Raw genomic sequence first — 14,896 nt, 5'->3', positions numbered from 1 at the left:
ACTGCTTTTAGACAAAAGAATACCGGCTCTAACAGGACAGCAAAAAGTCTCCCCAGACTCAGTCATGTTAAAACCGGCTCTCATTAATAAATAAAAAATAGTAAGCAGACAGATGACCACTTATGTCTCAAATTTCATCAAAAATCATCCCGAGACGAGTGGAATTTAATTTTTCTCAAACTGCTCCAGTCGTCTGTTTGCCATACAACAAACAAAAACGATGAACCGATTTTATCACGTTTTTCAGAGGTCTCAAAGCACAATTTTATGAAATCATTCCTCAAAATCGCAAAAGAGACCATTTTTCATAGGTAAAGTGGAATTTACTTTTTCATTTGACCAATAAGTCTTCCCTTTAGGATCGCACTTTTTGCGATTATCTTTGGCTTTACCAAGCAATTCTGCCTCACTCATCAATGCACCTTCTTCAATGCTCTTTTTTACTGATTGCTTTAAGGTTACTTTTGCTGTGCCTGTAACTCTTCTGGCCAGTTTATTAATTTCTAATAAGCGAAAGAAATAATTTTTTCTGCAAAATTCAAATGCGCTTCTTCAGTAAGGTGTACCCCGTCATAGCATAATGGCAGATCCCACTCACATGCATTTAGAAATGTCAGTCCCTTTTCACTTGCTATAGCTTCATATACCGTCCCAAACTTATGTGACTCATTGACAATGACAGAATCAGTCCAATCGCCCAGGCTCATCTTTGGCGGTGCCACTAATACCATACGCTGAACATGCTCCGGAATGCAGTCACATAGTGTTGAAAGAAAATGTCGCAAACGAATTCCTACATTTTCACAGGATGCAGGGGACATGTTCAATAGGTCATTTGAGCCGATCATTATCAATATCATATCCGGGCTATACTCTTTGATGCTTCTGCCAATTGAAGCAATAGAACTATCCAAGTATGGAATCGAAAGGCCATTATACCCCTGATTATTCACCTCATACTCATGCATCAGATCAATCACACCGGTCCATCTGATATTCTTAGGATATCTCCCAACACCACCCATTCTTGGGTCAAAGCCATATGTATTTGAATCTCCAAAGGCATATATTTTCTTCATATCCAAGTCTCCTTAGACTATGGAATTTAGCTCACTTAATGATTTCTACAAAAGAAATTGTTGCAATAGTAAAGGTTACGAATCGTAACTTTTCAGTTTCGTTCCGTAACCTCATATATCTTCTCGCTAGTATATATCCCTAATATATATCCAATTATCCTTCTAGCATGGACAGTTCGTCATCTATAGCTCTTGACACAAACTGATTAATTGTTATCCCCTCATTTGCAGCGTGGAGAGCTACTTTCTTATGTTGTTCCGGTTTGATCCTGACATTGAAAGAACCTTTAAACTCTCTTTCTGGCTCTTTCCCAATCTGAACACAATAGTCAATATAGTTATTCACAGAATTGTGAAATTCCACTGTCAATTCCTGTACAGACTGGCCATGAAAGTTTATAGAATCATTTATCCCAAGAACATGACCAACAAATATCTGATCTTCCTGGTCGAACTCAATCTTAGCATGGTATCCTTCGTATTCCATTAAAGAGCTGATCATTATATCTCACCTACCTCTCCTAAAAATTTGATGATCATCTTTATCTGATAACGGTATAACTCATTACCAGGATGTGGACCATCAAACTGAACAATACGCTTGGTTTCTTCATGATAATAGCCAATGCCTGATCCTCTGCCTCCTTCAAATTTCTTGCAACCACACTTTTTCATTAGAGTATCAAGCTCACGTGTCGTGAAATTAGTCGGAGTTGGCTTACTAAGCAGCTTTCTAAGTAAATCTTCCTTCTTAGGCATAATAAAATTCCTTGCAACTATTTTCTAGTTACATCTTAGCATTATACAATTCTTGTGTCAATTTTTTATCACTTACTTTATCTCTAAAACAACATCACCTTTACCAAGAAGCCGTGTCAGCTCTTCCTCAGATAGATCAATGTGCCCAAGCTTAGTATATGCCCAGGAATTTGAGCCATAGAAAACCACAATCTGATTTCCTGAATAAAGCACGATATCCCCAAACTCTGTTGTGATCTGCTTATCATCCCGGCTTATGCTCTGACCTATTGATCCAACCTGCTCAAAGCCGCCATACATTGACATGTTTACTTTGAGAGGGCAGATTTCCTTCAGCTCATTTACCGAAGCATTATCTTCCCATGTAACCGGCATTTCTTTTCCATCAATAGAAAGTGTCATAGCTGTCTCTTTTGCCTCCTCTTTAATAACCTCTCCAGTCCAGTCAATAATTCCACCAAACTCAAAGACATTTGTATATCCCATATCAAAAAGCTTCTGCGCTGCCTCTTTGCTGCGCCTTCCACTCCTGCAATAAACAAGAATTATCTGTTCAAGATCAGGAAGTTCCGATGGCATAGAATCAGTAATGCTTTCATTAGGGATACATATAGCTCCTGGAATGTGCCCTTCATCAAACTCATCCTGACGCCTGACATCCACAATCACATGACCATCATCAAGATTCATCATCAGCTTAGCTGTTTCCTGATCAATCTGCGTGTAGCTGTCTTTATCGTTCTTTGATGCAAGAAAAACAGATGTCGGGCCATCAGCCCCACCGATAATTGTTACATCCGATTCAGTTTTAGATCCACAGCCCGTCAATACCATGGCTAGTGTAAGCATTGCCAGGGCTAAATATCTTCTTTTCACTTAATGGTCTCCTCAGTCATTACCCCAATAAAATCAATACCTTCTTCATATACTTTTAACTCCCCTAATTATATGCAAAAAAGTACTTCGACGCTATATGAGACAACGAAGTACCAGTTCTGGTTGTTCTCCCTGTACTACGTTTATGTGAGATTACATCATCAATATCTCATAAAGCTCCGGAGTCAGGTACTTCTTAAGAAGTCCATCTGCATCCACGTCACCGAAGCCACCATAGAATTCCTCAGCCACACCGCCTGCAATAGCTCCGAAAGTATCAGAGTCGCATTCCAGGGAAAAGACATTTCGTATGAAGCTCTCGTAATCAGTGCTTTCGTAGAAACATCTCATGGCTGCAGGTACAGAGCCCTGGCAGCTCTCATTCCATTTATAACGCGGTCTGATCTCATCAAGACTGTAAGCAATGCTATACTCATAATCCTCTTTTGGATACTGCTCAAGAACGTAATCGTAGATTTCCTGCTTGCTCTTACCATGTCTTGCCATCCAGATGCATGTTGCTGTCACAACTGCTCCCTTGATTCCTTCAGGATGGTTGTGCGACACCACAGCTGTTGCTTCAGCCATCTTCTGCATCTCGTCGTAGTCTTCATAGAACTCGCCCACGAAGGAAGCTCTCATAGCTGAACCATTACCCCAGCTGTTATAAGGCTCATGGTTATTACCATTGATCCAGTTAAAGAACCTCCCTCCATATCCGGCAAATGGGTACTCACGGCCAATATTTACCATTGTCTCAACAAGATTTGCTCCGATCTTTAGTGCCTTCTTAATTGCCAAAGTCATGACTGTATCATCTGTAAAACCAATTGCATCGCCCTCAGCCAGAGGTACATTCTTCCAATCAAGATTCTTTGGTCTGTCAAACTCAAACTGTGCTCCAAGTATATCTCCTAAAACTGCTCCTTTTACTGCCATCTACTCTTGCCTCTCTTCTGATAATCTCTGTTGATCTCATCGTCCCATCCGCTTTCGCTCAGGCACTCATCGGCTTCCATAGCACTACCTGCCATCATTACTGAACATACTGCCTTGCTAACTCCTGCGTATACGTTAGCCGTACCAATTGTATCACTCACATAGTTAACAGCCCTGTCCTTGCGAATTCCGTACTTCTGAGCCTCAGCATAAGCATCGATATTGGCTCCGATGAAGATGGACTCCCAGCCATATTTCTTTTGCTGCTTCTTAACCATCTTCTCAATCTTTTCAATGGGAACTCTGTCATGGATAACTTCGCACTCATCATCGAAAAGAACTGTAGAAACCACTGCCTTCTCGCCTGTCTTTTTCTGCTTCTCCATCATGGCGTTGAAACCTCCAATAGTATCTGCCTCAAGTCCGCCCATTGAACCTGATCTATCTAAAATATAAACAATCTCTGTATATCCTTTACTCATCTCTTTTGCCTCCATCAGTACATCTGTAGTCCCCTGCAATGGACTGTTTCCTTTGTTCTGATGTAATAATACCTTTTTGGCAAAAGAAAAAGGTCAACCCGGAGGAGACCTTTGTAAAAACACAAATTGTGCAAGTCAGCTTGCACGTTTTTATCAACTTGAAAGCGAATCCAGGCCATAATCAAAGAGTACAATATCAATCTTCATTACGTTGTAATCCTGGTGTCTTATGAAGTACTCTACGATTACATCAGTCTGGGATACCGGAGAAAAAGCATATCCAGCGAGACGCAGGAAATCAACAGCTTCATCCATGTTGAGCCGAAGTCCCACTGCCAAGGCAAGGACCTTTTCTTTTGAAGGCTTAACCTGGCCCTTTATCAGCTTGGAAAAATACTGCTTTGAAATATTCGCTGTAGCATAAACCTCGGAATTCTTTAGCCCTTTCTTGTTGATTAGCTGCTGAAGATGCTTTTCAAAAGAATCCGTGTACATGCTCTTTAAAGCATCATCAAGAGACTCTGCCTTCTTGGGTGCACTTCCAATATCATCCTCTGGTCCGAGTTCCTCATATTCCTCAAGAACTTCTTCAGCTTCAACCTCCATCTCATCAGAGATATCCTCAAAGCCGCTACTACCTATATAATCTGCAGCATGGAAAGAAGCTTCTTCTCGCCTTCTATCTCGAGGACGCTCCAATCCGTACTCTTTATCAAGAGTCTCCGTGACATAGTCATCATCTATGTAGCAGCGTACTTCTTCACCCAACTCACCGGAAATCCTTACAGACTTCTGTCCGAACACCACCAGGAAGATTTCCATCTCATGCTCGGTTAAAAACCTGGTAAAAGAATCTACAGCAATCTCTATTCCTAATTTCTGCGGAAATCCATAGGTTCCCGTAGCAAGTAGTGGGAAAGCAATGGACTTACACTTATGCTTATATGCCAGCTCCAGAGATTTGTCATAGCAAGCCTTCAAAAGCTCTGCTTCTCCATGATCTCCGCCGTCCCACCATGGTCCACTGGCATGGATGATGTATTTCGCACCAAGATTAAAAGCCGGAGTTATTCCCACTTCTCCAGGATCAAGTCGTCCAATCTTGCCCCTGGCAGCAAGAAGCTTCTCTTCCCCCGCAGCTTTATATATAGCAGAATCAACGCCAGCCCCGATCGCAACATCCGGGTTCGCTGTGTTTACTATGGCGTCTGCTTTTACTTTAGTTATATCGTTTCTTATAATTTGAAATGGCATAACCACTTACTCCATCTTTTTTCGACTCTCACAAAAAGATCCGATGCAGAATAAGTCTTCCCTTCAGGATCACACTTTTTGCGATTTTCTTTGGCTTTACCAAGCAATTCTGCTTCACTCATCAATGTACATTCTTCAATGCTCTTTTTTACTGATTGCTTTAAGGTTCCTTCTGCCTTTTATTTTCAGTGCAATAAATTTGAGTTACTTTAATTAAAATTTGAATAAACATAAATGTTCCTAGAATAATTGCAAACCCTAATCGAAAATCATCTAACTTGTAGATAACCCAAATAATTGTTAATGGAAAAATTGCTATTGTTGAGTAAAAATCAAGTTTCATCAATGATATGGTATCTTCAACTTTCTGTATTAATAATTTATGAGAAAACCATCCAATTATTGCTATCGTCTGAGCTATTAAATACCACCATAAGAGCTCTGTTTTAATTTGTACCAAAAACTGTTCTATATTCTCTAATATATTACGTTGATAAATCGTCCATATTATTCCATCATTAATTATTTGTATCCACGAATAGGTAATCACAGACCATATAGGTACATACATAGTCCAGCAAAAAAAACCTGCAAAAGAAATAGTGCTAATACTTTTACTAAAATTCCCTCTAAGAGCCAAAAGCGCCACGACACATATGGTAATTATTGCATATGATCCCAATACCAAAAGCAACCAACTATTTTCTTTGGAGTACCGATACGATGCAATAATAATACACACAGCTATCATAAGCCCCAGACAACAAACATATTTTCCTATTCTGCACCATATGCAGCCTGTTCGAAAATAATCTCTAATGTCCCTTTTGTATTTTTCAACCATTATCCATTCCCCCTCAACTATGCTTTCTTCCTTTATCCAATCATCCCACTTCCAGTTTATTAGTCTTCTTCAAATACTTAGCCGGGATTGGATTATCCATGCGCCATATGATGTTCATCGGCCTGCTGCCGGTGTGACTAAGGTAATTGGCTGTGCCAAGGAATGAATACGGCGCTGTTCCAACACTGTCCTTCTTGAACTCCCTTACAAAAAGAAGTACCTTACTTCCCTCTTTTACATGATTTATGTAGCGTTTTCCTGTTACCGAAGTGTCCGAAGTTGTACTCTGGCTCTGCCAATGGAAAAGCTCGCTGTTAATAGAGTAATCCTCGTACATTGTTGTAGGCGAATAATCCTTGTCAGACTTATTAAGCGTTACGAAAAGCACATCAATATTTTTTTCTTCTAGCCATTTTACCCCAACGCCCCATACTTTTTTAGGTGTCAAATAGTCCAAGGCCACTAGCAACTGGTCATGCGAATATGTACAATACAAATCCAAAGGACATTCAAATCCCACATCCACAGGCTTGTCTATGATATCAACCTCATCATACTTGATCTCAAGAATGTCTATTATCTCTTTTACAAGCAGCTTACAGGATGCCAGATCTGAAATATTTTTCTTCACGTTAGGATCATCCCAGTTTTCTGCTGTTTCCTGCCAAATAGTTACATAGAACATCTGCATCATTCTCTTTTCCAACGGAGACAATGCATCAATATCAATAGTCTCCAATTGAGGCAGAACTCTCAGCAAAAACTGTATCCATCTTCTGGAATCGATAGCAATAATCCTTGAAAAGGCTTTAGTGATAGTCTCTTCCAACGGCTCTTCAAAGCCCGGTATAACCCTCGCATCAGCGCATAATCTGGTAAAAGAATACTTGGCATAAATAGTTCCGAGTTTTAACCTGTAATATCTGATAAAGTTCGCAAGCGTAAGTTCCTGCCCACTGTCTTCTGTAAAGCTCTCTATTCGGGTTATCAATCCCATCCTGTCGCCAAAAGATTTCTTTATGTTAGCCAGTATTATATCTCGCGCTTTCTCCTCAAGCTGAATGTAACAACCTTTAGGAAGAGCAACAAAGCCCTTCTTCATCTCATACTGAACGCTATGCTCCGTATTAGACAAAAGAGCTGCAAATTTCTCTTCAAAGTTATATTTCTTATTGGCCTGCCCAATAAAATCCAGTACTGTAAGACACTCTTTTCCCTGAGCCAAACGAAGGCCTCTTCCAAGCTGCTGTAAAAAGATAGTCAGAGACTCTGTCGGACGAAGGAAAAGAACTGTATCAACCTCCGGGATATCCACCCCTTCGTTATACAGATCAACAACAAAAATAAACTTTAGCTCGCCGTTTACAAGCCTGTTCTTGGCTGTATTTCTCTCCTGATCTGAGGAATCAGCTGTCAAAGATATAGAAGGTATCCCTTTTTCATTGAACTGATCAGCCATGAAATTAGCATGCTCAACAGACACACAAAATCCCAATCCATGAACTGAATTCATGTCTGTAACATATTTATATATAGAGTTAACAATGTGATTGGATCTGCGAACAGCAACTTCTCTGTTAAGAGAGTAAAGATTGTTCAGCTCAGCCTTGTCATATCCACCTCTGACCCATCTGACATTTGATAGATCAATTTCATCAGATACTCCAAAGTACTGGAACGGGCAAAGGAGCTTCCTGTCTATAGCCTCCGGAAGCCTTATCTCTGCTGCAATATGGCCATCGAAATAATCAAGGATGCTCTTTCCATCCATACGTTCCGGAGTCGCTGTAAGCCCCAGCAATACACGTGGTTTGAAAGAATTGATCAGTCCCTGATATGTAGGCGCTGCCGCATGATGGAATTCATCAACAACTATATAGTCATAATAATCTTCTGGCAGAATCTCATAAAGTTTCTGGGAAGCCACTGTCTGAATTGAAACAAAGAGATAATCCAGGCTCTCAGGCTTATTGTTCCCCACATAGAGATCTCCAAAGTTGGGATCTTTAAGAACTGCTCTAAAAGTAGCCAGGCTCTGCCTTAAGATTTCTTCTCTATGTGCAACAAATAGAATCCTGTTCTTTCGATCAGGATTAGCCTTGCAAAATCTTCTATAATCAAGAGCTGCAATCACAGTTTTACCTGTTCCGGTTGCCGCTACTATAAGGTTCTTATACCTGCCGCGGATTTCCCTCTCAGCACTTATCTTATCAAGTATTTGCTGCTGATAAGGATAAGGATTTACATCCACAATGTACTGATATTTATCTCCATCAGAACTGTACTTTTCTGCCTTCAAAGCATGCTTAAGCTTATCGTGACTACCTTCTGTATATTTCTCAAAAGTGTTGCTGTTCCAATAACTCTCAAAAGTTGCCTCGATTTTCCTAATAGTTGGACCCATGTCCTTGGCTGTAGCCTTTATGTTCCATTCAAGGCCGCTTGACATAGCGACGTTTGACATATTGGAAGAGCCTATATATGCAGTGGTAAAAGATGTATCGCGATAGAAAACATATGCTTTAGCATGAAGCCTTGTTCTCTTAGTATCGTATGAAATGCGAACTTCGGTATTCTGGAGCTTACGAAGTTCATCAACCGCCTTGATATCTGTAGCCCCCATATAAGATGTTGTAATAATCCTAAGCTTTCCACCTCTATCGGTAAACTTGCGAAGCTCATCTATCAAAAGTCTTAGACCACTCCACTTAATAAAGGAAACCAACATATCAATCCTATCTGCGGTTTCCATCTCTTTTTTCAGCTCAAGGTACATCTGCGGCTCATGCACAGCACCAGTAAATAAGCTACTCTGTGCAACGGAAGTTTCAGGTCGTACAATATCCTTTGCCTTGCGTTTTCCAATTTTGTACATTGGATCAGATTCGGAAAGAAGTGCCAAAAGCTGCTCTGCTTTCTCATCCACAGTAAAGTTCTGAATATCCTCTTGCTGTGTTTCCTTTGAAAGCAGCTCTACCACTTTATTTACAAGCGCAACCTTGGATTCCAGTTCATCAGAATCAGATACACTATCAAGACTCTTTTGTATTACCTCTGAAAGATATCGCGTGAGTATGCCTGATGCCTCTGCTGAATCTATTTTTTCTGTATACTTAAGCTCATCCTGCTTAGAAGAAAGCTCCTGATTAAGCAGGCTATTTATTACTTGTTCATATAATCCAGGTTTTAACATGCCAAAATCCTCATTCCACACATGATCATCGAGCAATTCCGATAACATTAACCCATTTTTCAGACTCTCTCCCGGGTCTTGAGTCTGATCCAACAATATTACTCACAATTTCAAAACCTGCAGCCTCAAATAAAGGTATTACGCTTTTTTCAGTAAAGTCACTAAACTTTCTCTCACCTCTGAATGTTGTTCCTTCGCCATATTTGAAAGAAGCATAAAGCGCGCCATTTTCTTTCAAAGCATTATGTAACTTTTTCATCATCGCAGGAAGCTCATCCATCGGAACATGTAAGAGTGTTGCACAGGCCCATATTCCATCGAATTCCTCGTTAAAAGAGATATCCTCAAATCTGAGGTTCATGACCTCTTTGCCTATATACTTTGATGCCCTTTTACACATCTCCTCAGATGCATCAAAAGAAACCACATCATATCCGGCATCAAGGAATTCCTTGCTGTCTCTACCACTCCCGCATCCGGCATCAAGAATTTTCCCACCATCAGGAATATATTTAAGGAAACGCTGTCTTACCTCAGACATATCAGCTTTAACTGATCCTTCAAAAAAGCTGTCCGCGTTTTTATTATAATAATCAATATTTTTATCTATCATAATTTCACCAGTTCCAAACCTCATAGCCCTGTCTTTTGGCAGAATCATAGACCGGATGCATATTTTTCTCAAGGATTCCAAAGAACTCCTCCTTAGAATTTCCTTTACGATACAGTTCTTGCCCAGCCCATATAGAATGAAGGTTGTCACGTAAGCATGACTCAAACAACTTATGAACGCCTTCTTTTTCATGAATCATTGAGTATAACAGATACTGATTCTCAGCAAATTTAATAAAGAATGGATCCCACTTAGGAAGTTTATTGCTTTTAGAAGAGTTCAGTGAAGAGTCCATCGGCATCAAGTTCCACAATTCATCATTCATAACAAATGACCACGGAATAAAATGATCAACATCATATTTTCCAGGCTATATGACTTCGTCAGTAAAGACATCATGAATTTCATTCTGCTCCAATATTCCATCCCAAAGCTTATGCACAAAACCAAGCTTACGCATTTTTTCATCCATAGGTGCCAGCTTATATACAAGCCCCGGAACCTCTGGATTGTTGTTTTGAAGCCATCTCACCTTTTCATACTGTATCCAACCAAGGATAGCCACGGTATTATCCTGAATCATTTCCATCCAGGCAGGCTCAAAATGAATTTCCTTTTTTAGCTTACTTGATGAGCCAAGAGTATAAGGTAAAAGAACTACATCCCGATTTACTCTTTCGATATACGCAGTGATTCTCTTTATACTTCCCCAATCAGCATTCTCTTTAGATCTGGAAAAAAATCCTGCAAGAGCACGGTATGGAACCATATTGGTAAGTTGCTCTTTTGCTTCTTTCAAAATCTTGTCATGCTCTTTTATAGCATTCTTAATCTCGACCTTAGAAGCACTTGATGGAAGGCCACTAAGCTCAGCAAGCTTTATTACTGCTCTCTCAAGACCATCTCTCACCTGACCATCCAATTGCATTCCGCTTAAATGAATATGATATTCACGCACCGAATACCAGGCATTAGCTATCATTTCATTAATCACTTCATCAAAAGTAGTCTCTCTTATGCCTTCCGATACAAGCTTTACTATAGCTTCGAGCCAGTAAAACTTATAGCAATAAGAAGGATCCTTCATCATCAAAGAAAATCCTTCTATATCCAGTGAATTGTAGTACTTACGGTCTACCTTCAGACTGTATTCAATTCCATTTGAATATACTTCATCACTCATAAGTTATTATTTATAACTCCGTATACTTTTTACTGTTCCCATAGCTCTTTTCAACCGGGTACTTCTCGGCGTTTTTCCTGATTTTATTCATGATGGCATCCTCAATATCAATTCCCATTTTGTCTGCCATAAGGATGCAGTAATTCATAATATCTGCAAGTTCTTCTGTGGCAGCTTCTTTATCATAATCAGGGCTCCACTGGAAGCATTCCAGAAGTTCCGCTGCTTCTATGGAGATGCTCTTTGCCAGATTTTCTGGTGTATGAAATTGATCCCAGTTTCTGTCTTCAGTAAACTTTACAACCTCTCTTTTTACATCACTAAAGCTCATAATCCCTCAAAACCTTTCCACATATTTCATGAAATGCTCACGAAGTTTTTCATCACACACATACAGATATGTTCCCCTGATTCCCCTTGTCATGAGAACGTAATAGATATTTCTGATGTATAGATCAAGTTCTTCATCCGTCGCGGACTGCTTTCCACGTTTATCAAAATATCTTGATCTATCAACATATATCTTGTGACGAACATCATCATATTTAATGTCTTTTCCCAGAATAACAAATGCATAATTAAGGTCATATCCTGCACTGGTATGAATGCATCCCACTTCATCAAGAGCTCCATCACTGTTTATCCAGTTATTAAGGCAGTGATTCCATCTCTTGCTGACTCCGTCAATCTCGATATCATAAGCAGTTTTATCATTCTTGGTCTTCCATTCCCATGCGTACCCTGCCAGCATTCTACAGAGTTTCATGTCTTTTTCTTTTGCATATAATTCTCTATTAAAGCTTCCAAAATCAGTAAAGATTTTGAAATCATAGTCAGCAAAAGTCTTTCTGGGAACATCAACATCATGAAGAATATCATTTACATAGTTTATGTATTCTTCTCCGCCCTTTACGCGCATCTGCATCTTAAGGAAATGGGCCACATATGCACCGATACGATTTCTCCTGCCAAGCTCAAGTTTGACCTTATTCTCAAAAACTTCAATCGTTGTGCCTGACGGTCCGGATAACTGGTCAGGATCAAAGAAGAACACAGGCGTCTTCGCAATTTTAAGAACCCAATCAAGCTCTGTAGCATCACTTGGAAGTCCAAGTTTTTTATTATTGTTATCGTAAGCCTGATACCCCACGATGCTGCGCCTTACCTGGAGCTTCTGTGCCTCATCTACAAACAGTATATCCCAGGAACCCTCTTTCACAGCATCAGATGCACCTATAACATCCTTTGAAGCCAAACCTTCAATCTTTTTGAAAAGACCTCTCAAGGTTGCTCGCAGTGATGTCTGAGGGATGATAAGTCCCATCTTCATACTACGGAACGGATATTCATGAGTCTTTTCATCCTGATAGTCCCTTAAATACTTCATAAGATAAACTGCTACAATCGTCTTGCCGGTGCCGGGGCGTCCCTCCACAACAATTGGAAGCTTTTTACCTGAACGTATCTCATAAATAATGTCATCCGCTAACTGCTTCTGATCTTTATTTAGTTCTTTAAATGGTGAATACTTGTAGAACTCGCTATTTTTTATATACTCAAGAGTATGCTCAGCGAGATTGAATGACCTGAGTTCATTCCATAACTCTTCAAAGGTATCGTCATAATCAGGTTTTCTAAAATAATTCTTATTGGCAATACCATCATTTTTATTTGTGATTATGAACTTACCATCTGCAGATACAAACTGAATAAGTTTGGACTCATAGTCAAAAGTAACAGACTGATTAAATCTGTCAGAATATATAAAATGAACCTGATTAAACTCACGTTTTTCCTGATTGTTATAATGCTGCTTCATTCTTTCGGCAACATTCGTAGACTCGCCGATGTATACCTTTTTTTCATTCTCCAGAATATACAGCATTGGCCAGTTATTTAGATAATCATCATTCCCATAATTATCACTGGGGAATTTTCGATTTGTAATTATATAAAGATTATCCTTAGCAGTATCCATCATATAGTCGCTCCAAGCAGGTATTGTCTAAAACAGCTACAATCAGTATACTACATTTTTTAATATTTCTTAGCAGTTGTGCTTGTCTTTGCTTCATAATTCTTTTACAACATTTTTAATTTCAGTTAAAGTTCAAGTCATAATATAAAACCATCAAGAAGAACACAACTTCTTGACCCAAACAAAATAATACTTTTTCATAACACACCCCTTCGGTAAAAAACCGAAGGGTCCTCCCTAAAACAATGCCGCTATGTTTCCTAAAATATGAAGCATAGCGGCTTTATCATCTTTCTTTTATCTGTGCCCTGAGTTTTGAAGTCATAAGAGTTCTTTGTTCCTGTGCAATATCCATTTATACCCTAGAAACAAAATAGTTAATCAGTTCCATTTCTTTATCTTCCATTCCGGAAAAATGGTGATCTGCATCGCCAACTGAGTACAAACTGGCAACACTTGAGTCAATGTTTTTCAGCAATTCAAAATACTTATAAGAGGGATCTTTTTCTCCATATACAAACATTATCTCTTTTCCTTGAAACTTCTCTGCTCCTAGTTTTGTTTTATGCCAATTGATCATAAGCGGACCATTTATAAGTAACATTTTACTGATTTGTGGAATCTGCCACCCTTGCTGTGCTCCTACTAATGCTCCATAGGAAACGCCAATATATCTTACTTCTGTAAAGTTGATATTGGCATTTCTACATAATTTCATATTTTCAATTAGATCTAAAGGGCCTTCTTTCGGAGATGCCACCACACATATCGTGTAGCCATAATGCTTACTTAGTTCAGCTGACAGAGATACGTATTTATTCTCATATCCATAAATACTTCCGCCTCTACCTGTTACAATAAAAATACAGATATCATTACCTGGAATAATACCAATTCGTTTATCTATTTCTATTGGATAATTGAACATATGATTATTCTCGCTTTCTCTATTTGCTCTTATCTATTTGTTTCAATTTCTTTTCCTGATTGCCGATCTTGTTGAGTAGCTGTTGAATCAACTCTTGCAGTAGCACTGCAATTGTAAGAAACAGTGCTAATACTGTGCCCGCCACTTTCAACAATATCCCCAGCAATCTCTTTATCAACCAGCATTCTTGTCACCTTTATTTTCTCTTGAACAACTGCATTATCAAAAGCGCCGAACAGCTACCTACATACCCGATTCCTGTTAATGCCGATAGAAAAAATATCTTCAGAACAAGGAACACACCATATAACCCGAGCAGTACTGGTGTTAGTGCTATAACCATACAGCATATAAGAAACATGAAATCACCTTCCTTCATTAAAGAATCTTCTTTTCTATTTATGTGATTTTATGCTAATCGATTATGTGTCCTATAATCACACCTTAATAAAGGACTGCGTTACTATTCACACTTTCCCAGATATGGTATCTTTCACATAAAGAGTTTTCGGTCATATAAAAATGCCAAGAAGCCAGAAAAATTCTAGCTTTTTTGGCATTTTTTATTGCAATAAATATCTTTATGTGTTATGCTATACACATAAAGATAAAGGAGGCAAACTATGGGAATTGTATATCAGACCGACAAAAGATCCGGAATCACATATGCCTATGAAAATCAATCATTCTGGGATCCGGAGCTCAAGCGTTCTAAGTCAAAAAGAAAGTTGATAGGCCGTGTTGACCCTGAAACAAAAGAGATTATCC

At 39.2% G+C, this 14,896-nt stretch carries 16 protein-coding genes and 1 pseudogene; all 17 read right to left on the bottom strand.

Features of this window, described 5'->3' with window-relative positions:
• Positions 1–273: 273 nt before the first annotated feature.
• The gene (locus G585_RS19630; RefSeq protein ID WP_022776338.1) at positions 274–414 is read right to left on the bottom strand and encodes a hypothetical protein; all 141 of its coding nucleotides are present in this window, start codon (positions 412–414) and stop codon (positions 274–276) included.
• 89 nt (positions 415–503) lie between these two features.
• Positions 504–1,079, bottom strand: a complete 576-nt coding sequence (locus G585_RS0115985; protein ID WP_022776337.1) for an SGNH/GDSL hydrolase family protein — start codon at positions 1,077–1,079, stop codon at positions 504–506.
• Positions 1,080–1,233: 154 nt separating this feature from the next.
• The gene (locus G585_RS0115980; RefSeq protein ID WP_022776336.1) at positions 1,234–1,581 is read right to left on the bottom strand and encodes a type II toxin-antitoxin system HicB family antitoxin; all 348 of its coding nucleotides are present in this window, start codon (positions 1,579–1,581) and stop codon (positions 1,234–1,236) included.
• Complete coding sequence (locus G585_RS0115975; RefSeq protein ID WP_022776334.1) at positions 1,581–1,838, bottom strand: type II toxin-antitoxin system HicA family toxin; 258 nt, start codon at positions 1,836–1,838, stop codon at positions 1,581–1,583. The genes G585_RS0115980 and G585_RS0115975 overlap by 1 nt, the downstream gene beginning before the upstream one ends.
• Before the next feature lie 72 nt (positions 1,839–1,910).
• Positions 1,911–2,714, bottom strand: coding sequence for a cyclophilin-like fold protein (locus tag G585_RS19430; protein ID WP_242830001.1), 804 nt, complete (start codon positions 2,712–2,714; stop codon positions 1,911–1,913).
• 153 nt (positions 2,715–2,867) lie between these two features.
• Positions 2,868–3,653: an ADP-ribosylglycohydrolase family protein gene (locus G585_RS0115960; RefSeq protein WP_022776333.1), complete on the bottom strand. Its 786-nt coding sequence runs from the start codon at positions 3,651–3,653 to the stop codon at positions 2,868–2,870.
• Positions 3,644–4,135, bottom strand: coding sequence for a hypothetical protein (locus G585_RS0115955; protein WP_022776332.1), 492 nt, complete (start codon positions 4,133–4,135; stop codon positions 3,644–3,646). Before G585_RS0115955 ends, G585_RS0115960 begins: the two co-directional genes overlap by 10 nt.
• Positions 4,136–4,288: 153 nt before the next feature.
• Entirely contained in the window at positions 4,289–5,389 is a 1,101-nt protein-coding gene (locus G585_RS0115950) for a macro domain-containing protein (RefSeq protein WP_022776330.1), read from the bottom strand.
• Positions 5,390–5,549: 160 nt separating this feature from the next.
• Entirely contained in the window at positions 5,550–6,233 is a 684-nt protein-coding gene (locus G585_RS0115940; protein WP_022776328.1) for a hypothetical protein, read from the bottom strand.
• Between the two features lie 40 nt (positions 6,234–6,273).
• The gene (locus tag G585_RS0115935; RefSeq protein ID WP_022776327.1) at positions 6,274–9,426 is read right to left on the bottom strand and encodes a DUF3427 domain-containing protein; all 3,153 of its coding nucleotides are present in this window, start codon (positions 9,424–9,426) and stop codon (positions 6,274–6,276) included.
• Positions 9,427–9,451: 25 nt separating this feature from the next.
• Positions 9,452–10,039: a class I SAM-dependent methyltransferase gene (locus G585_RS0115930; protein WP_196802929.1), complete on the bottom strand. Its 588-nt coding sequence runs from the start codon at positions 10,037–10,039 to the stop codon at positions 9,452–9,454.
• Positions 10,040–10,043: 4 nt separating this feature from the next.
• Positions 10,044–10,391 (bottom strand): annotated as a pseudogene (locus G585_RS19950) (HNH endonuclease domain-containing protein); the annotation flags it as partial.
• Between the two features lie 18 nt (positions 10,392–10,409).
• Positions 10,410–11,222 carry a hypothetical protein gene (locus tag G585_RS19945; RefSeq protein WP_242829999.1) on the bottom strand — a complete coding sequence of 271 codons (813 nt, stop codon included), beginning with the start codon at positions 11,220–11,222 and terminating at the stop codon, positions 10,410–10,412.
• A 10-nt stretch (positions 11,223–11,232) separates the two neighbouring features.
• Positions 11,233–11,553, bottom strand: coding sequence for a nucleotide pyrophosphohydrolase (locus tag G585_RS0115920; RefSeq protein WP_022776324.1), 321 nt, complete (start codon positions 11,551–11,553; stop codon positions 11,233–11,235).
• Between the two features lie 6 nt (positions 11,554–11,559).
• The gene (locus G585_RS0115915; protein ID WP_022776323.1) at positions 11,560–13,203 is read right to left on the bottom strand and encodes a DNA/RNA helicase domain-containing protein; all 1,644 of its coding nucleotides are present in this window, start codon (positions 13,201–13,203) and stop codon (positions 11,560–11,562) included.
• A gap of 352 nt (positions 13,204–13,555) precedes the next feature.
• Positions 13,556–14,128 (bottom strand): alpha/beta hydrolase, encoded by a 573-nt coding sequence (locus tag G585_RS0115910; protein ID WP_022776322.1) that lies wholly within the window; start codon positions 14,126–14,128, stop codon positions 13,556–13,558.
• Positions 14,129–14,157: 29 nt separating this feature from the next.
• Positions 14,158–14,322: a hypothetical protein gene (locus G585_RS19625; protein WP_196802928.1), complete on the bottom strand. Its 165-nt coding sequence runs from the start codon at positions 14,320–14,322 to the stop codon at positions 14,158–14,160.
• Positions 14,323–14,896 lie beyond the last annotated feature (574 nt).

The organism is Butyrivibrio sp. AE2015, from assembly GCF_000420825.1.
Taxonomy (GTDB): Bacteria; Bacillota; Clostridia; order Lachnospirales; family Lachnospiraceae; genus Butyrivibrio.
Note: the sequence above shows the minus strand (reverse complement) of the source record. Positions and strands in the feature narration are given on the sequence as shown.

Excerpts from the sequence above, each read along its gene's own strand:
- G585_RS19945 (WP_242829999.1), bottom strand. The coding sequence starts at position 11,222 with ATGAGTGATGAAGTATATTCAAATGGAATTGAATACAGTCTGAAGGTA.
- G585_RS0115935 (WP_022776327.1), bottom strand. The coding sequence starts at position 9,426 with ATGTTAAAACCTGGATTATATGAACAAGTAATAAATAGCCTGCTTAAT.
- G585_RS0115910 (WP_022776322.1), bottom strand. The coding sequence starts at position 14,128 with ATGTTCAATTATCCAATAGAAATAGATAAACGAATTGGTATTATTCCA.
- G585_RS0115950 (WP_022776330.1), bottom strand. The coding sequence starts at position 5,389 with ATGCCATTTCAAATTATAAGAAACGATATAACTAAAGTAAAAGCAGAC.
- G585_RS19630 (WP_022776338.1), bottom strand. The coding sequence starts at position 414 with ATGAGTGAGGCAGAATTGCTTGGTAAAGCCAAAGATAATCGCAAAAAG.
- G585_RS0115955 (WP_022776332.1), bottom strand. The coding sequence starts at position 4,135 with ATGAGTAAAGGATATACAGAGATTGTTTATATTTTAGATAGATCAGGT.
- G585_RS0115975 (WP_022776334.1), bottom strand. The coding sequence starts at position 1,838 with ATGCCTAAGAAGGAAGATTTACTTAGAAAGCTGCTTAGTAAGCCAACT.
- G585_RS0115985 (WP_022776337.1), bottom strand. The coding sequence starts at position 1,079 with ATGAAGAAAATATATGCCTTTGGAGATTCAAATACATATGGCTTTGAC.
- G585_RS0115960 (WP_022776333.1), bottom strand. The coding sequence starts at position 3,653 with ATGGCAGTAAAAGGAGCAGTTTTAGGAGATATACTTGGAGCACAGTTT.
- G585_RS0115980 (WP_022776336.1), bottom strand. The coding sequence starts at position 1,581 with ATGATCAGCTCTTTAATGGAATACGAAGGATACCATGCTAAGATTGAG.
- G585_RS0115930 (WP_196802929.1), bottom strand. The coding sequence starts at position 10,039 with ATGATAGATAAAAATATTGATTATTATAATAAAAACGCGGACAGCTTT.
- G585_RS0115940 (WP_022776328.1), bottom strand. The coding sequence starts at position 6,233 with ATGGTTGAAAAATACAAAAGGGACATTAGAGATTATTTTCGAACAGGC.
- G585_RS0115920 (WP_022776324.1), bottom strand. The coding sequence starts at position 11,553 with ATGAGCTTTAGTGATGTAAAAAGAGAGGTTGTAAAGTTTACTGAAGAC.
- G585_RS0115915 (WP_022776323.1), bottom strand. The coding sequence starts at position 13,203 with ATGATGGATACTGCTAAGGATAATCTTTATATAATTACAAATCGAAAA.